The organism is Streptomyces sp. NPDC005811, from assembly GCF_040630405.1.
Taxonomy (GTDB): Bacteria; Actinomycetota; Actinomycetes; order Streptomycetales; family Streptomycetaceae; genus Streptomyces.
Window position 1 is genome coordinate 200,568 of record NZ_JBEXXK010000001.1, and the last position, 21,856, is coordinate 222,423.

Annotated in this window: 15 protein-coding genes and 2 pseudogenes; 6 read left to right on the forward strand and 11 right to left on the reverse strand. The window is 72.8% G+C overall.

Features of this window, described 5'->3' with window-relative positions; all coding sequences use genetic code 11:
- Nucleotides 1–210 precede the first annotated feature (210 nt).
- Complete coding sequence (locus ABZ490_RS00905) at nucleotides 211–2,052, reverse strand: SulP family inorganic anion transporter (RefSeq protein ID WP_358982504.1); 1,842 nt, start codon at nucleotides 2,050–2,052, stop codon at nucleotides 211–213.
- Complete coding sequence (locus ABZ490_RS00910) at nucleotides 2,049–2,654, reverse strand: carbonic anhydrase (RefSeq protein WP_358982506.1); 606 nt, start codon at nucleotides 2,652–2,654, stop codon at nucleotides 2,049–2,051. The genes ABZ490_RS00905 and ABZ490_RS00910 overlap by 4 nt, the downstream gene beginning before the upstream one ends.
- A 278-nt stretch (nucleotides 2,655–2,932) precedes the next feature.
- Between ABZ490_RS00910 and ABZ490_RS00915 the strand changes: the two are divergent.
- Both ABZ490_RS00915 and ABZ490_RS00920 read left to right on the forward strand, forming a co-directional pair.
- A pseudogene (locus ABZ490_RS00915) lies at nucleotides 2,933–3,808 on the forward strand (response regulator transcription factor); the annotation flags it as partial.
- A 230-nt stretch (nucleotides 3,809–4,038) separates the two neighbouring features.
- Entirely contained in the window at nucleotides 4,039–5,544 is a 1,506-nt protein-coding gene (locus tag ABZ490_RS00920) for a HAMP domain-containing sensor histidine kinase (protein ID WP_358982508.1), read from the forward strand.
- Nucleotides 5,545–5,656: 112 nt separating this feature from the next.
- Here the strand turns inward: ABZ490_RS00920 and nirD are convergent, their stop codons facing one another.
- The 3 genes from nirD to ABZ490_RS00935 are packed head-to-tail and all read right to left on the reverse strand — an operon-like array spanning nucleotide 5,657 to nucleotide 9,824.
- Nucleotides 5,657–6,010 carry a nitrite reductase small subunit NirD gene (gene nirD, locus ABZ490_RS00925; protein WP_358982510.1) on the reverse strand — a complete coding sequence of 118 codons (354 nt, stop codon included), beginning with the start codon at nucleotides 6,008–6,010 and terminating at the stop codon, nucleotides 5,657–5,659.
- Nucleotides 6,007–8,610, reverse strand: coding sequence for a nitrite reductase large subunit NirB (gene nirB / locus ABZ490_RS00930; protein ID WP_358982512.1), 2,604 nt, complete (start codon nucleotides 8,608–8,610; stop codon nucleotides 6,007–6,009). The genes nirD and nirB overlap by 4 nt, the downstream gene beginning before the upstream one ends.
- On the reverse strand, nucleotides 8,610–9,824 hold the full coding sequence (locus tag ABZ490_RS00935) for an FAD-dependent oxidoreductase (protein WP_358982514.1): 1,215 nt from the start codon (nucleotides 9,822–9,824) through the stop codon (nucleotides 8,610–8,612). The genes nirB and ABZ490_RS00935 overlap by 1 nt, the downstream gene beginning before the upstream one ends.
- A gap of 149 nt (nucleotides 9,825–9,973) precedes the next feature.
- On the opposite strand from ABZ490_RS00935, the pseudogene ABZ490_RS00940 reads away from it, so the two are divergent.
- A pseudogene (locus tag ABZ490_RS00940) lies at nucleotides 9,974–10,826 on the forward strand (sulfite exporter TauE/SafE family protein).
- Here ABZ490_RS00940 and ABZ490_RS00945 read toward each other — a convergent pair.
- The 3 genes from ABZ490_RS00945 to ABZ490_RS00955 form a co-directional block, all read right to left on the reverse strand.
- The gene (locus tag ABZ490_RS00945) at nucleotides 10,823–11,470 is read right to left on the reverse strand and encodes a class F sortase (RefSeq protein WP_358982516.1); all 648 of its coding nucleotides are present in this window, start codon (nucleotides 11,468–11,470) and stop codon (nucleotides 10,823–10,825) included. The pseudogene ABZ490_RS00940 and the gene ABZ490_RS00945 sit on opposite strands and share 4 nt — an antisense overlap.
- 160 nt (nucleotides 11,471–11,630) lie before the next feature.
- Nucleotides 11,631–12,158, reverse strand: a complete 528-nt coding sequence (locus ABZ490_RS00950; RefSeq protein WP_358982518.1) for a hypothetical protein — start codon at nucleotides 12,156–12,158, stop codon at nucleotides 11,631–11,633.
- 205 nt (nucleotides 12,159–12,363) lie between these two features.
- Entirely contained in the window at nucleotides 12,364–12,795 is a 432-nt protein-coding gene (locus tag ABZ490_RS00955; RefSeq protein WP_358982953.1) for a gamma-glutamylcyclotransferase family protein, read from the reverse strand.
- Nucleotides 12,796–12,991: 196 nt separating this feature from the next.
- Between ABZ490_RS00955 and ABZ490_RS00960 the strand changes: the two genes are divergently transcribed.
- A complete protein-coding gene (locus ABZ490_RS00960; protein ID WP_358982520.1) occupies nucleotides 12,992–14,638 on the forward strand; it encodes a M4 family metallopeptidase in 1,647 nt (548 codons plus the stop codon).
- A 159-nt stretch (nucleotides 14,639–14,797) separates the two neighbouring features.
- Complete coding sequence (locus ABZ490_RS00965; protein WP_358982522.1) at nucleotides 14,798–15,541, forward strand: DUF6215 domain-containing protein; 744 nt, start codon at nucleotides 14,798–14,800, stop codon at nucleotides 15,539–15,541.
- A 51-nt stretch (nucleotides 15,542–15,592) separates the two neighbouring features.
- Here the strand turns inward: ABZ490_RS00965 and ABZ490_RS00970 are convergent, their stop codons facing one another.
- A complete protein-coding gene (locus ABZ490_RS00970; RefSeq protein ID WP_358982524.1) occupies nucleotides 15,593–17,107 on the reverse strand; it encodes an MFS transporter in 1,515 nt (504 codons plus the stop codon).
- Between the two features lie 148 nt (nucleotides 17,108–17,255).
- Between ABZ490_RS00970 and ABZ490_RS00975 the strand changes: the two genes are divergently transcribed.
- Nucleotides 17,256–17,987, forward strand: coding sequence for a TetR/AcrR family transcriptional regulator C-terminal domain-containing protein (locus ABZ490_RS00975; RefSeq protein WP_358982526.1), 732 nt, complete (start codon nucleotides 17,256–17,258; stop codon nucleotides 17,985–17,987).
- A gap of 209 nt (nucleotides 17,988–18,196) precedes the next feature.
- On the opposite strand, the gene ABZ490_RS00980 is transcribed toward ABZ490_RS00975, so the two are convergent.
- Together ABZ490_RS00980 and ABZ490_RS00985 are read right to left on the reverse strand one after the other, a co-directional pair.
- Nucleotides 18,197–19,189: a phospholipase D-like domain-containing protein gene (locus ABZ490_RS00980; protein ID WP_358982528.1), complete on the reverse strand. Its 993-nt coding sequence runs from the start codon at nucleotides 19,187–19,189 to the stop codon at nucleotides 18,197–18,199.
- Between the two features lie 210 nt (nucleotides 19,190–19,399).
- Nucleotides 19,400–21,754, reverse strand: a complete 2,355-nt coding sequence (locus ABZ490_RS00985; RefSeq protein WP_358982530.1) for a molybdopterin-dependent oxidoreductase — start codon at nucleotides 21,752–21,754, stop codon at nucleotides 19,400–19,402.
- Nucleotides 21,755–21,856 lie beyond the last annotated feature (102 nt).

The window sequence follows — 21,856 nt, forward strand, 5'->3', positions numbered from 1 at the left end:
GGTGTCGCACCTCCCTCGCTGGACGACGCCGACGGGGCCGACCTCGCGCCCGTATCGCCCGGGGGAATCTGGATAGGGCCGGTCGAGGAGGGCGTGGAGCCGTGCGACTTCGTGTTCGTCGATGCCGACAAGCCCGGCAGTCCCTGAGGGTGGCGCGTACCCGCCGTGCGGTCCGGCGCCGTTGGGTCGGGGCGCCGGACCTGGGGCAGCTCACCTTCCTGTGTAACCCGAGGCGTACTCCTCTCCGTAGCGCTGGGCGAAGTCGTCCGGCATGGGGGTCGTGTCCAGGTAGAACCACTCGGCGGTGGGGCCGGGGGCGGGGGGCGTGCGGCGGGGGAGGGGGGTCGGGCGGGCGTGCCGGCCCGGTTCGGGGGGTGGTGTGGAGCGGGTGGGGGTGGGGAACGTGGGCCAGTCGGGTTCCGGGTGGGTTGGGCGCGGGTGGTCGGGCGCGGGGGGCGTGCCCGGCATCAGGAGTTCCACGCGGAGGCCCTTGCCTCGTTGCTGGGCCGTGAACTGTTCCACCTGGCTGCGGCAGGCGTGGTCGAGGTGGGTGACGCCGGTCAGGTCGAGGCGGATGCGGGGTTTGCCGGCCTCGGCGGCCGACTCCAGGGCCTCGATGACCTGGGGGAGGCGTAGGAAGGTCGCGTTGCCCGCCATCACTACCTTCGCGGTGTCTTCCTCCAGGTGTTGGCGGATGACTGTTCGGGACATGCGGATCGCCGCCAGGACGATGCCCGCCGCCAGACCGATCAGGACGCCTTCGAGGAGGGCGGTCGCCACGATCACCAGGGTGGTCACCGTCATGACCGCGAACTCGCCCCGGTCCTGCCGCCACATCTTCGGGAACTCCTCGGGCGCGAAGAGCTTCCAGCCGCTGTGGATGAGGACGCCGGCCAGGACCGAGATCGGGATCAGGGCCAGGACCTGGGGGAGCAGGAACGCGAAGGCCAGGAGCCACAGACCGTGGAGGGTGCGGGAGAGCCGGGTCTTCGCGCCTGCCTGGACGTTCGCCGAACTGCGGGCCACCACCGCCGTGATGGGGAGCGCGCCCAACAAACCCGCAACCGTGTTGCCCGCGCCCTGGGCGATCAGCTCGGGGTTGTAGCGGGTGCGCGGGCCGTCGTGCATACGGTCCACCGCGGCCGCCGTGAACAGGGACTCGGCCGATGCGATCACCGTGAAGGTGAGGATCGCCGTGATGATCCCGGCGTCCGCGAGCCCCGCGAACTGCTCCGGGCCCGGTACGTCCACCGAGGCCAGCAGATTGCCGACCTGGAGCGTCTTGATCTCGACGCCGGGGATCGCGGCGACCGCGATGCCGATGGCGACGGCCACCAGGGCCGCCGGGACCCGCTTCACCGGGCCCGGTGCCTTCTTCCACAGGAAGCTCAGGACGACCGTGACCACGCCCAGGCCCGCCGCGATCAGTGCCTGCGGGTCCGCGAACGTGTTCGCGAGGAGACCCGGGAGGCCGGCCATGTTCTCGATCGGGGTGCCGGGCGCCTTCGCGTCCATCGCCGGGTACGCCTGGCTGAACATCAGTGGCAGACCGATGCCGGCCAGCATGCCCTGGACGACCGCGAGGGAGATCGCCTGGAAGAAGCGGCCCAGCTTCACCAGGCCCAGGACGATCTGGAGGAGGCCGGAGAAGAGGACGATCACGCCGAGCATCGCCACGCCGTGCTCCAGCACCGTCTCCGCGACCAGGGCCGCGAGACCGGCGGCCGGGCCGCTCACCTGGAGCGTGCTGCCGCGCGCCGCGCCCACCACCAGACCGCCGATGACACCCGAGATGATGCCCAGCTCGGCGGGGACCCCGGAGGCAACGGCCACCCCGATGCAGAGGGGGAGCGCGACCAGGAAGACGACCAGGGACGCGGTGATCTCCGTCGCCAGGTCGGGTTTCGGGTCCTTGGGTGGTGAGGGTGCCCGCGGTGCGGTGTCCGTCTCAGGACTCCTTGGGTCCCTCAGGTTCCTCGGGTTCCTCGGGGGGAAAGGCCGGGGGTCCCGGGCCCTCGAACCCCGCATCCTCGTCGCGTGCGCGCCGCTCATGCCGCGTGCACCCGGAACAGACCGTCCTCGTCCAGCTCGTGCACCCGGCCGGTGTCCACCTCGTAGTACCAGCCGTGCAGCCGCAGCCGGCCGCTGTCCAGCCGGCGCCGCGCCGCCGGGTAACTCCGCAGTACGGCAAGCTGGTTGACGACGTTCAGCTTCGCCACGTCCGGGAGCCGGGGATCCTCCGTCGCGCCGTCCAGGACGGGGGCCAGCCGGGGGCGGGCCAGTTGCAGCCACGCGTCCACACCCGGCAGCGCGGACAGGTCGTCGCCCGACTTGATCGCGCCCATCGCACCGCAGTGGGAGTGGCCGCACACCACGATGTCCTGAACGCCGAGCACCTCCAGCGCGTACTCGATGGTGGCGGCCTCGCCCGAGGCGCCCTTCCTGCCGTGCGGCGGAACGATGTTTCCCGCGTTTCGCAGCTCGAATATCTCACCGGGCCGCGCGCCCGTTATCAGGGCTGGAATAACCCGTGAGTCGGAGCAGGTGATGAACAATGCCTCGGGGTATTGACCTTCGGCCAGCCGCCGGTATTCACCGCTTTCGAAGTCGACCCGCCGTTGGAACGAGCGGGCGCGGTCCAGCAGTGCCTTCATGATTCCTCCCGGTGCTTCCGTCCCAGGTGGGACCCGGTCTCGAGCTGGTCGTCATGGGGGTACGACCAGGTCTCCACCACCGTAGAGGGGGCTGTGCCAGGCGAAGGTTAGAGGAACACTAAACCGCCGACAAGAATGGGACAGTTTTTATCCCGTACGGTTCCCGACTGAGCCGCTGCTCACATTCTCCGGATGGATACGGCGTTTTATCGGTCGCTCTTGTAGCGTGACCTGTCCACGGAACACGCGAATTCGGTTCACGGGAGAGACGGGAACGCATGGGCGTACGAGTCCTGCTCATCGAGGACGACCACACGATCGCCGAACCGCTCGTCGAGGGCCTCGGGCACTTCGGGCTGACGGTGCATCACGTCAGCACGGGCGGCGCGGGGTTGAGAGGGCCGTACGGCGATGTCGTCCTGCTCGACCTGGGGTTGCCCGACGTGGACGGCATCGACGTCTGCCGCGGTATCCGGCAGACCTCCGACGTCCCCATCATCATCCTCAGCGCGCGGGGCGAGGAGGCCGACCGGGTGCTGGGCCTCGAACTGGGCGCCGACGACTATCTCGCCAAGCCGTTCAGCATGCGGGAGCTGGTGGCCCGGGTGCGGGCGGTGACCCGGCGGACCCACCGTGGGCTGGCGGAACGGGAGTTCGCGGGCGGGGGCGCCGGCATGGGCGCGGGCACGTCCATGGGCGGGGAGCCGTTCGGTGGCGAGGCCTTCGGTGCCGTACCGCCGTCTCCGTCTCCGTCTCCGTCTCCGTTCCCTCCCCCTTCCCCCTCCCCCTCCCCCTCCCCCTCCCCCTCCTATGACCCCGCACCCCCGCCTCCGCCCCAGGCCCAGCCGCAGCCCCAGCCCTTCGAAGCCGTGGCCGGTGCCGCCGGGCCGTTGGTCGTCGACCGGCGGACACGGCAGGTGTGGGTGGGGGAGCGGGCGGTGACGCTGACGCCGAAGGAGTTCGAGCTGCTCGCCCTGCTCACCGAGGATCCGGGCGCGGTGTACTCGCGGCAGCAGATCCTCGACCGGGTCTGGGATCCGCACTACGAGGGGCCGACCAAGACGCTGGACGTCCATGTCGCCACACTGCGGCGGAAGTTGGGCAACCCCGCCTGGATCCAGACCCTGCGCGGAGTCGGCTTCCGGCTTGCGGTCCACACCAGGCCGCCCGGCAGTCGGCCCGACAGCCGACCCGCCGGCCAACCCGTCGCCGATCAGCCCCGCTATCAGGCCTCCGACCCGTACGCCTCCCACCGGTACACCCCCGACCCGTACACCCCCGACCCGTACGCCTATGACCCCTACCCCCCCTACGACCAGCCCGCTCACGACTCCCCGTTCGCCCGCCGCCCCGACCCGGCCCCCCATCCCTCGGCGGCCTTCTGATGACGCGGCGGCTGCTGCTCAGTTACCTCACGCTCGCCGCCCTGCTGCTGCTCGCGCTGGAGATACCGCTCGGCTTCGTGTACTCGCGGGGTGAGCGGGAGCGGGTGACCAACGCGGCGAAGGACGAGGCGGAGTCGGTGTCGGCGTACGCCTCGTTGGCCATCTCGATGGGCCGGGCCGCGCAGGATCTGCCCGAGCGCGCCGCGCACTGTGCCGAGCGCATCGGCGGCCGGGTGCTGATCGTGGACCAGGCGGGCGCGCTGCTCGCCAGCTCGCACCCCGTGTCCGCGCGGGAGCAGGGCGAACTGCCGGCCCGGCCCGGTATCGCCGCCGCCCTGCGGGGCACCGCCACCGTCGACGTCCGCACCTCCACCATCGGCGGGGTCCAGTACCTCGCGGTGGCCGCGCCGGTGCGGCACGGTGCGGTGCGGCAGGGGGCCGTCTGGATCACCCTGCCGACCCGGATGGTGCACGAACGGGTGCACCACGTCTGGCTGTTGCTCGTCCTCGGCGGGCTCGCCGCGCTCACCGCGGTCGCCGTGGTCGGCTTCGGCATCGCCCGCTGGACCGGCCGGCCCATCCGTGAACTGGAGCATGCCACGCAGGAGTTGGCGGTCGGCGGCACCGCCGTACCGGTGGCGATCACCAATGGGCCGCCGGAGGTGCGCAGTCTGGCCGCGACCTTCAACCGCACCGCCGCCCGTCTGGAACACCTGCTGGCCTCCCAGCGGGCCTTCGCCGGTGAGGCCTCGCACCAGCTGAAGACCCCGCTCGCGGCGCTGCGGCTGCGGCTGGAGAACCTGGAGAACGACATCGCCCTGAACGCCCGGGGCTCGCTCACCGCCGCGCTCACCGAGACCGACCGGCTGGCCCGGATGGTGGAGGGGCTGCTGGCGATGGCCCGGCTCGACGAGAGCGCGGGCGTACCGGAGCCGGTGGACCTCGGGCAGGTGTGCGCCGAGCGCCATCGCGCGTGGACCCCGCTGTACGAGCAGCACGGGGTGTGGCTGGCGCTGGCCGGGGACTACACCGGCGAGGTGCTGGCCCTGCCGGGGGCGGTGGAGCAGATCCTCGACAATCTGCTCTCCAACGCGCTGCGGGTGTCGCCCCCGGGGTCCACGGTCTCGATCGACCCGCGCTGCCCGGCGGTGCCCGAGCGGCGCTTCCCGCACCGGCAGCCGCACCGTCCGGCGGGGCCAGGGCGGGTCGAACTGCATGTCATGGACGAGGGGCCCGGGATGACCGAGGAGCAGCGCCGTCGCGCCTTCGACCGCTTCTGGCGGGCCCCGGACGCCCCGAAGGGCGGTACGGGGCTGGGGCTGGCCCTGGTGCAGCGGCTGGCCCATGCGAGCGGCGGCGAGGCGGTGCTGCGGCGGGCGCCGCTCGGGGGTCTCGACGCGGTGATCCGGCTGCCGGTGGCACCGGGGCGGGCCGGTGGTGGTCCGGTGTTCGCGTCGCAGCGCCCGGGAAGGCCCCTCCAGACGGCGGCGCCCGGCGGACGCTGACGCCCGCCTCTTCCGTTTCGGGAACCGACGGTGACCCGGGTCGACGCTGACCCGGGTCACCGTGGGGCTTACGCGAGCGAGCGCCGAGCCGCCCAGGCCGCTCTCGGGCCGCTCAGGCCGCCGCCCGCACCTCGTACGTCGCGATGCGCACCGTCTCGTCGTCCAGGCACTCCCCGGACACCAGGTCGAAGCGCTGCTTGAGCAGTGGCGAGGCGACGAAGGGGCGGCCCTGGTGGGTGCCGGTCAGGCCGCGGGAGAGGACCGCCGCGCCGCCGAACGGGTCACGGTTGTCGACGGCGTACAGGTCGCCCGCGCGGTCGCGGAAGAGGGCGACCTGGCGGCCGTCGGGCAGCAGCGCGGCCACGCCGCGGCCCGGGGTCAGCGCGGACAGGTCGCAGACGGTGAACCAGTCCTCGTCCAGCAGGAGTTGGATCTTCAGGTCGGTCGTCTCGAGTGCCAGGGTCATCGCTGGGCGCTCCCTTCCAGGGGACGGTGGCCGATGGTCAGCAGCGGCAGGTCGGGCTTGATCTGGTCGCGCTCGGGGACGAAGCCGACGACCGGGTCGGGGGTGTCCGGCGCGTTGACGAAGGACACGAACCGGGCGAGCTTCTCGGGGTCGTTGATGGTGGTGGCCCATTCGTCGGCGTAGTGCGCCACGTGGTCCGTCATCAGGGACTCCAGCTCCTCGCAGATGCCGAGGGAGTCCTCCACGACCACGTCCCGGACGTGGTCCAGGCCGCCGGGGATGCGCTCCAGCCAGGTGGAGGTGCGCTCCAGGCGGTCCGCGGTGCGGATGTAGAACATCAGGAACCGGTCGATCAGGCGGATCAGTTCGGCGTCGGAGAGGTCCTGGGCGAGCAGGTCTGCGTGGCGCGGGGTGGCGCCGCCGTTGCCGCCGACGTACAGGTTCCAGCCGTGGGAGGTGGCGATGATGCCGAAGTCCTTCGACTGGGCCTCCGCGCACTCGCGGGCGCAGCCCGAGACGGCGGACTTGAGCTTGTGGGGGGAGCGCAGTCCCCGGTAGCGCAGCTCCAGGTCGATCGCCATGCGGACGGAGTCCTGGACGCCGTAGCGGCACCAGGTCTGGCCCACGCAGGACTTGACGGTCCGCAGCGACTTTCCGTAGGCGTGGCCCGACTCGAAGCCGGCGTCGACCAACCGGGTCCAGATCAGTGGGAGTTGTTCGACGCGGGCGCCGAACATGTCGATCCGCTGGCCGCCGGTGATCTTCGTGTAGAGGCCGAAGTCGCGGGCGATCTCGCCGATCACGATGAGGCCCTCGGGGGTGATCTCACCGCCGGGGATGCGCGGGACGACGGAGTACGAGCCGTTCTTCTGCAGGTTGGCGAGGAAGTGGTCGTTGCTGTCCTGGAGCGATGCCTGCTCGCCCTCCAGGACATAGCCGCTCGCGCCGATCGTGGGGGCCAGCGAGGCGATGATCGAGGCCACCGCCGGCTTGCAGATCTCGCAGCCGTCGCCGCCCCGGGCGTCCTCGCGGCCGTACCGGTCGAGGAGGCCCTGGTAGGTGTTGATGCGCAGGGCGAGGACGATCTCGTACAGCTCCTCGCGGGTCTGCGAGAAGCAGCCGCACAGGCCCTTGTCGACCTCGACGCCGGACGCCTCCAGCTCGGCGGTGACGAGCTGGCCGAGGACCTTGACGCAACTGCCGCAGCCGGTACCGGCCTTGGTGCACTTCTTGACCTCGGGCACGGTGGTGCAGGAGTGCTCGGTCACCGCGCCGCGGATCGCGCCCTTGCTGACGTTGTGGCAGGAGCAGATGATCGCGTCGTCGGGGAGGGCGGACGGGCCGAGCTGGGCGCCGCCGCTCGCGCCGGCCGGCAGGACCAGCGACTCGGGGGAGACCGGCGGGACGGACCCGGTGAAGGCCTTCAGCGTGCCGTACGCCTCCGCGTCGCCGACCAGGATGCCGCCGAGCAGGGTGCCGTCCCGGCCGATGACCAGCTTCTTGTACAGGCCCGCGCGGGAGTCGGAGTAGACGACGTCGAGGCAGTCGGCGCTGGTGCCGTGCGCGTCGCCGAAGGACGCCACGTCCACGCCGAGCAGCTTCAGCTTGGTGGACAGGTCGGCGCCGGTGAAGGCGGCCTCGTCGGCGGCGATGGTGGCCGCGGCGGTCTCGGCCTGCTCGTAGCCCGGCGCGACCAGGCCGTAGACCCGGCCGTCCGCCGCGAGGGCGCACTCGCCGATCGCGAACACGTGCGGGTCGTTCGCCGTACGGCACTGCTCGTCGACCGCGATGCCGCCGCGCTCGCCGACGGTGAGGCCGCAGTCCCGGGCGAGCTGGTCGCGCGGCCGGACGCCGGCGCTGAACACCACCAGGTCGGTGGCGAGTTCGGAGCCGTCGGACAGCTTCATCCCGGTGACGGCACCGGTCTCGTCGACCACGATCTCCTGGGTGCCGACGCCCGTGTGGACGCTCAGGCCCATCTCCTCGATGGTGCGCAGCAGGGCCGCGCCGCCGCCCTCGTCGACCTGTACCGGCATCAGCCGGGGCGCGAACTCCACGATGTGGGAGGTGAGTCCGAGGCCCTTGAGGGCGCCGGCCGCCTCCAGGCCGAGCAGACCGCCGCCGACCACGGCACCCGTCGTCGCGGTCTTCGCGTACTCCTCGATCGCGAGGAGGTCCTCGATGGTGCGGTAGACGAAGCAGCCCCGGGCGTCCTTGTGCGGGACCGGCGGCACGAAGGGGAACGAGCCGGTGGCGAGGACGAGCGTGTCGTAGGCGAGGACCTGACCGGACTTCGCCGTCACCGTCCGGGCCTCGCGGTCGACCGTGACGGCCGGGTCGCCGACGTACAGCTCGATGCCGTGCGCCGCGATGAACTCCATGTCGGTCATGGAGAGGTCCTCGGGCGTCTTGCCCGCGAAGTACGAGGTGAGCGCCACGCGGTCGTACGCGGGGCGGGGCTCCTCGCAGAGCACGACCACGCGGTGCGTGGCGGTCAGGCCGCGCTCGGCGAGCGCCTCGAGGAAGCGCTGGCCGACCATGCCGTGGCCGACGAGCACGATCGTGGGGGTGGCCTCCGTGGCCTCCGGGGTGGCGGTCATCAGGAGCCTCCGTCGTTGGTGAGCAGGTGGAGCAGGGGGCCGCCGTCGGAGGGGAGCGGCTCTGCTCCCTCCCAGGCGCGCGCCAGCGCGCCGACGGTGCCGAGTTCGCCGACGAGGACCCCGCCGACCAGGCGGTCGTCGCGGACGACGACCTTGCGGTAGGTGCCTCGGGTGGCGTCGGCGAGCTGGACGACGTCGTCGCCGGGGCGCGGCTCGGTCTCGCCGAACGCGGCGAGGTCGAGGACGCCGTTCCCGGAGAGGGTGAGCCGGGTGAGGGCGCGGGTGCCGCAGTAGCGGGCGGCCGGGTCGCCGGCGAGCGACGCGGCGAGGGCGTCGGCCTGTTCGAGCGCCGGGGCGGCGAGGCCGTACACGGTCCCGTCGTGCTGGGCGCAGTCGCCGATCGCGCGGATGTGCGGGTCGGAGGTGCGCAGTGCGTCGTCGACGAGGATGCCCTTGTGGACGGCGAGCCCCGCCTCCTTGGCGAGCCCGGCGCGCGGGGAGACCCCACAGGCCAGCACCACCAGGTCGGCGTCGAGCGCGTAGCCGTCGGACATCTCGACGGAGCGGACCGCGCCGCCGACGCAGCGCACGTCGCGGACCCGGCACTCGGTGTGGACCTCGACGCCGAGGTCGGTGAGGTGCCGGCGGACCAGCTTCGAGGCGGCCGGGTCCAGCTGACGCTCCATCAGTCGCTCGGACTGCTGGGCGAGGACGACCTGGGCGCCGCGGGTGGCGAGGGCACGGGCCGCGGAGACCCCGAGCAGCCCGCCACCGATGACGACCGCCCGCACCCCCGGCCGTACGGCCTTCGACAGGCCCAGGCAGTCGTCCAGGGTGCGGAACGCGTGGACGCCCTCGGGCAGCACGTGGTCGGAGGTGAACAGCCCGCGCAGCGGCGGCAGTACGGGGTTGGAGCCGGTGGCGAGGACCAGGGTGTCGTATGCGATCTCCGAGCCGTCCGCGCAGGCGACGGTGCGCCGGGCGCGGTCGATGCCGGTGACCTTGGCCCGGACCAGTCCGGCGGGCGCGGGCAGCGCGATCACCTCGGGGGCGTACCGGCCGGCCAGCACCTCGGCGAGCAGGACCCGGTTGTACGGGCGGTGCTCCTCGTCGCCGACGAGCAGCGCGGGCACGCCCAGCTCGCCGAGCCGGCGGGCGAGTCGTACGCCCGCGAGGCCGGCGCCGATCACCACCACACGCGAATTCGAGGTCATGCCCTTGAGCGTGCGGTGCGGAGGTTACCCGGTCGCATCACGGTTGTTTCCCGCGAGGAACGCTGCCCTCAGCGGGGGCCGGGTGGGGGTGTGAGGGTTTCCGAGGGGTGCGTGGCCTGTGCATTCATCCGGGTCGTAGGGTCATGACCATGCCCGACATCCCGCTCGCCGTGATCGCCCTGCTCTGCCTCGCCGCGCTCGCGGCCGGCTGGATCGACGCGGTGGTGGGCGGCGGAGGGCTGCTGCTCCTGCCGGTGCTGCTGCTCGGTCTGCCCGCCGGGACCCCGGCCGCGTCCGCGCTCGGCACCAACAAGGCGGTGGCGATCGTCGGCACCTCCGGCGCGGCGGATGGGGGCACCTCCCACGCCCTTTAGGCAGTGGGGGACTACGCCCGTAAGGCGCCGGTCGATGTGCGCACCGCCGTACGGATCGGCCTCGCGGCGCTCGCGGGGTCCTCGGCGGGCGCGTTCTTCGCGGCCGGGATGAGCACGGAGGTGCTGAAGCCGCTGATCATGGTCGTGCTGCTGGTGGTGGCCGCGTTCGTGATCGCCCGCCCCGCCTTCGGCACCGCCCCGGCTCCCGGGCCCGCCACCCGCCGCCAGATCCTCACCGCGATCGGCCTCGCGGGCCTCGGCATCGGCTTCTACGACGGTCTGATCGGCCCAGGCACCGGCACGTTCCTGGTGCTGGCCCTCACCGCGACCCTCCACCTCGATCTGGTCACCGCCTCGGCCACCGCGAAGATCGTCAACTGCTGCTCCCCCAGTTCTCGGCTTCGCTCGAACCGGGGGGACCCCCATCGCGGGCGCCCTCGCCACCTTCGCCTGGCAGGGCAGCGTGCTGTGGCAACTCGCCGCGCTGATGGCCCTCTTCAACCTCGCGGGCGGCACCCTCGGCGCCCGCGCGGCCCTGAAGAAGGGCAGCGGGTTCGTCCGGGTGGTGCTGCTGACGGTGGTGTTCGCGCTGGTGGGGAATCTGGCCTGGCAGCAGTGGGTGGCCTAGGGGCGGCTTCCCGTGAGGTGCGCGAAGACGACCACGTTGCTCTGGTAGCCGGTGGCCTTCGTGTAGGCGCCGCCGCAGGTGATCACGCGTAGTTCGGGGCGGGCGGCGGCGCCGTAGACGCGGGCGTCGGGGAAGCGGCGGGCGTCGTAGACCTCCACCGCGTCCACGGTGAAGACGGCGACCGTGCCGTCGAGGCGGTCCACCTCGACGGTGCTGTGCTTGCGCAGGGCGCCGAGGTCGTAGAAGACGGCGGGGCCGTCGGCGTTGTCGACATGGCCCGCGACGATCGCGGTGCCCCGTTCGCCGGGGGTGGTCCCGGCCTCGTACCAGCCGGCCAGGTTCGCGCGGCCGGCGGGCGGGGCGGCGAGGTTCCCGGCCGGGGTCAGGGACAGTCCGGTCAGCGGGGCGTCGACATGGAGGGCGGGGATACGGATCCGGGTGGGCGGGGACGGCGGCAGCGCCGGGGTGGAACGTATCGCCGTACCGCTGCCGCTGCCCGCGCCCGGGTCGCCGCCCGAGTGGGCCTGTGCGGCCGTCGGCTGGGGCGGGGCGTGGGTCTCGGTGCCGTCGTGCAGCAGCCACGCGCCCGCGCACAGGGCGGTCACGGTGACGGAGGCTATGAGGGTGTTGCCGACCCTGCGCATGCGTATCCCGACCTCTCTCCCTACGGGGCTATGGGGCTATGGGGCTACGGGTTTACGGGTTTACGGGGCGCCCCGTACCCCCCTCCGGGCCGCGAGGGGCGTCGGGCCCGGAGGGGGAGGGGACATGCGGTACCGGTGGACGGACAGCGGAGGGTGCCCGTCAGATCCCGTCGCCTCTCGCCCGGCGATGCAGGAGCCAGGTACCGCCCGCGGCGGCGACGGCGAGTGCCGCCACGCCGGCCGCGGTCTGCACGGGGTCGGGGCCGAGTGCGCCGCCGACCCCCGTCTTCACACTTCCGCGCGGGGCCGGCGGCCGCCGCGCCGAGGCCAGCGCCACCACCAGGTCCCCGGTGAGCCGCCGGCCGCCCCGCGCGCACTGCGCGACGATCTCGTACGTCCCCGGCTGCGCGCTCGGCGGCACCCGGAACTCCCCGGTCGCCTCGCCCCGCTGCGCGCCCGGCACGAGGGTGAACCGGCCGGCGCCCACCGCGTCCGCGTCGCCCGCCGCCGTCCCGTCCGCGCCGCACGCCGAGGTGTGCACCGTGACCGGGTCACCGGGCACGACCCCTACGGGGCGGATCTCCAGGTCCGTGCCCGCGTCCCGCGCCCCGTACGCCGGGACGGCGATCCCGCCCGCGACGGCGACGGCGAGCGCGGTGCCGGTCAGCAGACGGGTGGTACGTCGCATCGGTGCTCCCTCGCAGCGCCTCGGATCGTGTCCCTGCCCTTCCGAGGTAAGTCCCCGCACGGCGCCCGCGCTTCCTGAAGGGGTGTCAGGAATGGGGTGAACGGGTGTCGGCGCACGGGTGCGGAGGGTCGTTTCGGCAGGTCACCGGCGTAGGGGCAGGACGTGGGGGAAAAGCGCCCGGAGGGGGGTGTGAACGGGTGACCGTTCAGCGCCGCGCGAGCCAGTCGCCGCCCTCGACCAGTCGTCCCCGGGCGCGGAGCCGGGCGGCCACGGGCGGGGCCGCCACATAGACCCAGGCGAGCGCGGGACCGGCGGCGGCCGTCGTCACCTCGCGGGCCACTCGCTCGTACAGGTTGCGGGGATCGCCGGGCGTGTACTCCTCCAGCCGGTCCAGTTCGGCGAGCAGTCGCGGGTACGTCTCGGGGCGGGCGGTGACGAGTTCGCCCGCCACGACCCCGCCGGGCTCCTCCACCGCGTACGGGTAGCCGGGCCCGTCGTAGAGCACCGCGCCCGTCAGCCGGGCCGGCTCCTCGCGCAGGGTGCGGCCGCGCAGGAAGAGGTCGTGGTTGACCTCGCCGGGGCGCAGCGTGCCGTAGACGAAGAACGGGAGGTGGGGGCGGGGCGGGAGGGCCGGAATGCTCACGGAAACGATTCTCTCCTCCCACAGCCCACGCACCGCCCCCTCACGGCTTCCGACCGGAAGCGCTATGGACAGGAAATGTCATGCCCACTTAAATCGCAGGACGGCATCAGACATCTGGCATCAGGCACCACCTCTGCGCCACCCCCACACGCGCCCCCACGGCGCCCTTCCGAGGAGACCGAGCAGACTGATGAGTCGGATACGGCAGCACGTCCGAGGTTCCCGTCTCGCCACCGCCGGCATCGCCGTCACCACGGCGACCCTGCTGGCCGCCGTACTCTCCCCGGCCGCCGACGCGGCCGGCAGACCCACCCGTGCCACCGCGCTCGACCACGCCGCGGCAGCCCTCGTCGAGCACGCCGCGAGCCTGGGGCTGACCGCCCCCCAGGACACCGCCGTCCGGGACGTCGTCATCGACAAGGACGGCACCCAGCACGTCCGTTACGACCGCACCTACCGTGAACTCCCCGTCCTCGGCGGCGACTTCGTCGTCCACCTGGCGCCCGACGGCACCTACCGCAGCGCGAACCGGGCGACCCGGGCGGCGATCTCGCTGCCCACCATCACCCCGAAGCTCTCCGCGCCCAAGGCCGCCGACGCCGCCGTGAACGCCCTGCGCGCGGCCAGCCTCGGCGAGACCCTCAAGCAGGTCAAGGCCAAGCCCCAGCTGGTCGTCGACGCCCTGCACGGCGCCCCGAAGCTGGCCTGGCGCACCGATGCCGTCGGTCTGGACTCCCTCGGCAACCCGGTCGCCCGCACGGTGCTGACCGACGCCCGCACCGGCGCCCGGATCGACGCCTGGGACTCCATCGAGACGGCCACGGGCGACGGGCAGTCGATGTACGGCGGCACGGTCCCGCTCGAGACCACGCTCTCGGGGACGACGTACCAGCTCAAGGACCCGACGCGCGGGAACACGTACACCGGGGACGCCGAGAACAAGACCGACCTGTGCATCTTCGGCATCTGCATCAGCCGCGCCCCGGCGACGCTGTTCACGGACACCGACAACCACTGGGGCACCGGCGCGGCGGCCGACCGCTCCACGGCGGCCGTCGACGCGCAGTACGGCACCAACGTGACCTGGGACTACTACAAGAACGTGCACGGCCGCAACGGCATCGGCAACGACGGCAAGGGCTCCTACAACCGGGTCCACTACGGCAACAACTACGCCAACGCCTTCTGGGACGACAGCTGCTTCTGCATGACGTACGGCGACGGCAACGGCACCCAGCTCGGCCCGCTGGTGGCGCTGGACGTGGCCGGCCACGAGATGTCCCACGGTGTGACGTCGAAGTCCGCCAACCTCACCTACTCCGGCGAGTCCGGCGGCCTCAACGAGGCCACCTCCGACATCTTCGGCTCGCTCGTGGAGTTCTACGCCAACAACTCCACCGACGTCGGTGACTATCTGATCGGCGAGAAGGTCGTCCGCTCCGGACTCGGCCGGGACGCCCTGCGCTACATGGACAAGCCGAGCAAGGACGGCAGCTCCGCCGACTACTGGAGCAGCTCGGTCGGCAACCTCGACGTCCACTACTCCTCCGGCGTCGCCAACCACTTCGCCTATCTGCTGGCGGAGGGCAGCGGCTCCAGGACCGTCAACGGCGTCACCTACAACTCCCCGACGTACAACGGCTCCACGCTCACCGGGATCGGCCGGGACAAGCTGGGCGCCATCTGGTACCGGGCGCTGACGGTCTACATGACGTCGTCCACGAACTACGCGGGCGCCCGGACGGCGACCCTCAACGCCGCCCGTGACCTGTACGGCTCCGGCAGCACGGAGTACAACGCGGTCGCCGCCGCCTGGACCGCGGTGAACGTGAACTGAGCCCGGCCGCAGGGCCGTTCGGTCCTGCCCGGTGTGCGGGAGGCGAGTGAGGCACGTGAAGAGGGCGTGAAAACTACTCGCTTTCCCGCACACCGCCCGCCCCGTTAGGCTCCCTGCGCGCACGACCGGCGCGACCAGGGGGAACCGGGGGTAACAAGCATGACCGAGGAAGCCGGGAGAGTCAGGGCGGCCGAACGGGGTCCGAACGCATGGCTGCAGGTCACCTCGGCGTTCGTGGTGGTGGCGGCGCTGGCGGGGGGCCTGTGGAAGTACCAGAAGGAGCACGTCGCGCGGGAGCGCGTCGCCGCCGCGGCGCCCGTCGGGCCGATCTCCTGCTCGTCCGCGCGGCCCACCGGGATCCCGACGATGGTGCGGGCAGGCGTGAAGTACGTCTCCGCCAACCAGCTCTGCCAGGCGCTGAACCGCCCCGACCTGGCCGCTCTGCTCGGCACCCCGGGGGAGCGGGCGCTGTCGTACGGCGGCGACGACGACTCCGTCACCCTGGGCGGCAGTGACATTCCCGCCCCCGAGATGAACGTCACGCTGCCGACGTACTCCGTCCAGCTCTCGGCGTCCTTCGACCACTTCGCGGTCGAGGACATGGCCGACCTGGTGGGCGGCGACGCCCGCGAGCGGACCTTCCTCGGGCGCCCGGCCGTGCTCTACTCGGACCGGACCTACGCCTACTTCTGGGGCATCCGGCCCCCCGAGGACCAGGCCTCCGCCGCGCCCAGCCACCCCACCCGCCGGCTCGTCGTCGCCCGCGACCCGAAGGACGGCGGCGGCTCCTACGACATCGCCCTCTGGCGCCAGGACTCCGGGCGCCCGGACGACGCTGTGCTCCTGCGGCTCGCGGCGCGGATCCTGCCGACCCTTCCGGGATGGTCCGGTTCCGGCTCCTGACGCACCGGGGCCGGCATCCCGTGCGGATGCCGGCCCCGGTGGTGGCGGGTCTCAGGCCGCCATCTCCGTCTCCGGCTCCCGCTCCTGCGGGGCGGGGGCCGGCCGCGGCTCCCGCCCGGGGTTCCGCATCACCAGTGCCGCCAGGACCGCCGCCGCCAGGGTGCCGATCGCGCCGACCGTGAAGGTCGTGGTCATCGACGCGGTGAAGGCCTCGCGGGCCGCGTGGACCAGTTCCGGGTCGCCGTGCGCGCTCGCCAGGGCGCCGGCGATCGAGCGGCGGGCGGCCTCGGGGGCGTCCGCCGGCATCCGCTCGGTGTAGCCGCCCGCGAGGAGGGAGCCGAGGATCGCGATGCCGAGGGCGGTGCCGGCCTGCTGGACGGTGTCGTTCAGGGCCGAGCCGACGCCCGCCTTGTCCGCGGGGATGGTGCCCATCAGCGCGCCCACCGCGGCCGGCATCGCCAGGCCCGCGCCGAAGCCGAGCAGGCCCAGGGCGACGGCCGGGACGGTGAATCCGGAGCCGGCGTCGACCGTGGTCAGCAGGGCGAAGCAGGCGGTCATCACCAGCAGGCCCGCGAGCACGACGCGCCGGTTGCCGGTGCGCGCCGCCAGCTTCACGCCCAGTCCGTTGCCGGCCAGCGCGGCGACGGCGAGCGGCAGGAAGGCGAGGCCCGCCTCGACGGGGGAGCGGCCGAGGACGAACTGGAGGTACTGCGTGAGGACCAGCAGCAGGCCGCCGTTGCCGATCTGGACGAGCGCCAGCGCCAGCGAACCGCCGCTGAAATCACGGTGTCTGAACAGGGCCAGCGGGACCATCGGCGTCCTCGTGACGTTCTCCCAGACCACGAAGCCGGCCAGGGCGAGGACGGCCACGGCGAGGGAGAGGGCGGCGCGGCCGCCGAACGCCCCGTGCTGCGGGATCTCGATGATCCACCAGACCAGCGCGGTCATGCCGACCGCCGAGAGTACGGCGCCCAGTGGGTCGGGCTTCTGCCACGGCGCCCGCGACTCCGGCATCAGGACCACACCGGCGACGAGGGCCAGGGCGACGACCGGGACGTTCAGGAGGAAGATCGAGTGCCAGGAGAAGTGCTCGATCAGGACCCCGCCCAGTACCGGACTGCCGACCAGGCCGAGCATCGACACCGAACCCCAGGCCGCCATGGCCTTCCCGCGTTCCTCCTCGTCGAAGACCGTGATGAGGATCGACAGGGTGGACGGCATGATCAGCGCGCCGCCCACGCCCATCGCGGTGCGGACGGCGATCACCTCGCCGGGGCTGGTGCAGACCGTCGCCGCCAGTGAGGCGGCCCCGAAGAGCACCAGGCCGATCAGCATCACCCGCCGTCGGCCGAAGCGGTCGCCGAGGCTGCCCGAGGTGAGCAGGAGGCCCGCGAAGACCAGGATGTAGGAGTCGAGGATCCACTGGGTGTCCTGGGCGCTCGCCCCGAGGTCCTCGGTCATCGAGGGCACCGCGACGGTCAGGGCCATGCTGTCGATCGTCAGGACCAGCGTGCTCAGGCACAGCACGACGAGGATCCACCAGCGGCGTGGATTGCGGCTTTCCATGGACGTGGGGTCCCTTCCCGTCGGGGATGCGTACGGTGTTCCGAGTGATGCGAACACTGTACGCATGCAGGAACGGTGTGCGCAATCCTTGAACTCTGTACGCTGGAGGCGTACGACGTACGCGCCGCGCCGTGAAGGAGCCGTTGCCATGAGCCCCAAGGGGAAGCCGAGTGCTGTTCCGTCCGTCTGGGCACGGGAGCGGCGGGAACCCGACCAGCCCGCGCTGAGCAGGGCCGCGATCGTGCGGGAGGCCGTCGCGATGCTGGACGCCGAGGGCATCGAGGCGCTGAGCATGCGCAAGCTCGGCGCCCGGCTGGGCGCGGGCGCGACCTCCCTGTACCGGCACGTGGCCACCAAGGACGAGCTGATGGAACTGGCGGTGGACGAGGTCGCGGCCGAGGTGCACGTCCCGGCGATCGAGGGCGGCGACTGGCGTACGGCCGCGACGGGGGCCGCCGCCTCCTTCCGGGCCACCGCCCTGCGGCACCCCTGGCTGTCCTCGGTCCTGGGGCAGGCGGGCCTCGCCTACCTCGGCCCCAACCTCATGGCCTTCTCCGAGCGCCTGGCCGCCCTGTTCGCGGACGCCGGGTTCGCCGAGCCGAGCCGGGCGATCGACACCGTGCTGTCGTACGTCATCGGGATGAGCACCACCGAGGCCGCCTGGCTCACCACCGTGGCCCGGTCCGGCGAGAGCGAGGCCGACTTCATCGCCCGGCTGATGCCCGCCGCCGGCCGGGCCGCCGCCGGCCACGCCCACCTCGCCGACGGCTACGCCCAGGCCGCCGCCGCGACCACCGACCCCGCCGCCGTACGCGAGGAGAAGTTCCACTACGGCCTGGACGTCGTCCTCGACGGCCTCGCCCTGCGCCTTTCCCGCTAGGCCGTGTCCGCAAGGTCCCGTCGTCCGCCCGGAGGGCAGGCCCTGCGGCGTCCTGGGGGAGCGAGCCGGGGGCGGGACTTCGCGGACACGGCCTGGCGCCTCGCCCTGGGTCCTGTCCCGTGGATCAGGCCGCAGGAAGGCGGCGGCACCTTGCCGGCGCGGGCAGGCGGGCCGCGCCCCGCGTCTCCGGCGTGATCCGCCGGGTCGGCCTACGCGGCGGTGCCGCCCGTGTAGTCGCTGGTGAACGTGGTCTCGATCGTGGTGGCCACGGACTGGGCCACCCCGGTGCCGGTGAGGATGATGCCCAGCTCGCGGTTGTTGGAGAGGGAGTTGCTGCTGATGTTCATGGAGCCGGCCTCCACCTCCTGGGTGGACAGGCCGTAGTCGGCGACCATGGCCTTGGCGTGGATGTAGAAGCCGTCGGGGTCGGAGTACCCGGCGACCTTGCCTCCGGCCGCCTTGATCTCGGCGACCTGGCTGGAGTAGCTCGCCGGGCTCTCCAGCACCACCCGCACGGTGACGCCCGCCTTCGCCCGCGCCGCGATCGCGTCGACCACCGTGCTGTCGCCGAACTCCAGTTCCTCCACGTCCAGCGTCCTGGTCGCACTGTTGATCACGGAGAGCAGACGGCTGCGCGCGTCGGTGGGCGACCACAGCAGATGGTCGCCGTCGGTGGGGGTGACCGAGGTGCCGGCGTAGTCGGCCGCGAAGACCTTCTCGATGGCGGCCACATCGCGGGTGTCGTCGGTGAAGACGCCGTAGTCCCGGCCGGTCGCGTAGTACTGGGAGGTGAGGTTGCCGGTGAGGATCAGCGACTTGGCGCCGTCGACCGTGATGGTCTTCTGGTGGGTGTAGACGAAGGAGGACGGCGACCACACCACACCGACCCCCGCGTTCGTCAGGGCCGTGTACGCCGCGCTGTCGGCGCTCTTGTGCTGGGTGTCCAGGACCACCCGCACGGTGACGCCCTTGTTCTTGAGGGCGATCAGGTCGTTGACGGCCGTGGTGTCCTCGAGCTCGTACATCGTCATGTCGAGGGACGTGGTGGCCGAGTCGATGAAGTCGTAGATCGTCGGCTGGCCGCTGCCGAGCGAGAAGGCGAAGGCGGTGTAGCTCGCGGCGTCGGCGGGGGCGGCGAGGGCGAGGACGGTGGCGCCGGCCGCCAGGGCCACACCTGCACGGTGGAGAACCTTGCGCAACATGCCTGTCTCCTGAGGGGAGTCGGGTGCCACGGGGGACTCGTGGGCATGGGCATGGCACCACGCGCGTAGACCCGTCGCGGCCGTCCCCCGGGTGAACTCGCGGTTACCGAGCTGCCGATGAACCGAACATAAGGGACTCTCCGCAGGTGGGAGCCGGTTCATGGGGTACTTGTGGAATCGCAAAATGTTCGTGGGCGGGCCGTCGCCGCCTCACGGCACGGCGATCTCCGCCCGCTCCACGCGCACCGCGCACACCTTGAACTCCGGCATCCGCGAGGTGGGGTCCAGGGCCGGGTTGGTGAGGCTGTTGGCGCGGCCCTCGCCCGGCCAGTGGAACGGCATGAAGACCGTGTCCGGGCGGATCCCGGCGGTGATGCGGGCGGGCGCCACGGCCCGGCCGCGCCGGGACACCACGGCCACCGGATCGCCCTCGGCGGCCCCGAGCCGCGCCGCGAGCCGGGGGTGCAGTTCCACGAACGGACCGGGCGCGGCGGCGTTCAGCTCGTCGACCCGGCGGGTCTGCGCGCCGGACTGGTACTGCGAGACGACCCGGCCGGTGGTGAGGAGCACCGGATACTCCTCGTCCGCCTCCTCGGCAGCCGGCCGATGCGACACGGACACGAACCGCGCCCGCCCGTCGGGGGTCGCGAACCGGTCGAGGAAGAGCCGGGGGGTACCGGGGTGCACCGGCTGTGCGGACTCGGGGGCCATGGGGGCCGTGCCGGGATGCGTCGTCACGGCGGGCCCGGCGGCCCGGTCGGGGTCGTGCGTGCGCGGCGCGGCGTCCTCGCAGTGCTGCGGCGAAGCCGACCCCGGGTCCGCGGTCCGGGACGGTGTGCCGGGGCGAGCTGCCGCGGCGGGCGTGGCAGCCGGGGCCGGGGCGTCCGTGGCCGGGTCCGGCGCGGTGTCCTCGCCGTCCGTTGCCGATGTCGGCGCCGGTGTCGGGACCGGTGTCGGCCCCGTCGTCGGGCACGGCCAGAACACGCCGTTCTCCTCCGCCAGGCGGCGGTAGGTGATCCCGGAGTAGTCCGCGATCCCGCCCGCGCTGGCCCGGCGCAGTTCCTCGAAGACCTCCTCGGGGTCGGTCGGGAAGCCCTTCTCCACGCCCAGCCGGGCCGCCAGCCCGTGCAGCACCTCCAGATCGCCGCGGACGCCGTCGGGCGGGGTGAGCGCCCGCCGGCGCAGCAGCACCCTGCCCTCCAGGCTGGTCGTCGTGCCCGTCTCCTCCGCCCACTGGGTGACCGGCAGGACCACGTCCGCGAGGGCGGCCGTCTCCGACAGCACCACATCGCACACGGCGAGGAACTCCAGCGACCTGATCCGCTCCTCGACATGCGCGGCCCGCGGCGCCGACACGACCGGGTTGGACCCCATCAGCAGCAGGGACCTCACGTCCGTGCCGAGCGCGTCCAGCAGTTCGTACGCGCTGCGGCCGGGGCCGGGCAGGGAGTCGGGGTCGACGCCCCACACCCCGGCCACGTGCCGGCGGGCCGCCGGGTCGTCCAGCTTGCGGTAGCCGGGCAGCTGGTCGGCCTTCTGGCCGTGCTCGCGCCCGCCCTGCCCGTTGCCCTGGCCGGTGAGGCAGCCGTAGCCGGACAGCGGCCGGCCCGCGCGACCCGTGGCCAGGCAGAGGTTGATCCAGGCGCCGACGGTGTCGGTCCCCTTGGACTGCTGCTCGGGTCCGCGCGCGGTGAGCACCATCGCGGCCTCCGGCTCGCAGAACAGCCGTACGGTCTCCCGGAGTTCGGGAACGGACACCCCCGTGATCCGCTCCACGTACTCCGGCCAGTGCGCCATGGCCGCCGCGCGGGCGTCCTCCCAGCCGACGGTGCGTTCGGTGACGTACTCCTCGTCGACCCGCCCCTCGGCGACGACGAGGTGCAGCAGCCCGAGTGCCAGGGCGAGATCGGTTCCGGGCCGCGGCGCCAGGTGCAGGTCGGCCTGTTCGGCGGTCCTCGTGCGGCGCGGGTCGACGACGATCAGTGTGCCGCCGTTCTCCCGCAGTTCGTGGAGGAAGCGCAGGAACGGCGGCATGGTCTCGGCGGGGTTCGACCCGACGAGGATCACGCACCCCGTGCGCGGGATGTCCTCCATCGGGAACGGCAGCCCCCGGTCCAGACCGAACGCCTTGATGCCGCCCGCCGCCGCCGAGGACATGCAGAAGCGGCCGTTGTAGTCGATCTGCGAGGTGCCGAGCACCACGCGCGCGAACTTGCCGAGCGCGTACGCCTTCTCGTTCGTCAGCCCGCCGCCGCCGAACACCCCGAGCGCGTCGGCGCCGTACGCGGACCGTACGCGGGTCAGCTCCCGGGCGATCCGGTCCAGCGCCTCCTCCCAGGAGGCCGGCACGAGCGTGTCCCCGGAGCGGACCAGCGGCGAGGTCAGCCGCGCGCCCGGGGCGAGCACCGCCGGCGCGGTGCGGCCCTTGCCGCACAGCGCGCCCCGGTTCACCGGGAAGTCCGGGCGCTCGACCACCTCGACGCCCCCCGTGGGCAGGGGCGACAGGGCCATCCCGCACTGCAGGGCGCAGTACGGGCAGTGGGTGGGCGTCGAGGTGGTCGGCATGCGCTTCAGCGTGCTTCGCCCGTGTTACGCCCCGTGCGGTCTCCTGTTACGGCGGTGTGGTCGTGCCCTCCCCGGCGCGGAGGCCCCGACGTGAGGGGTGCG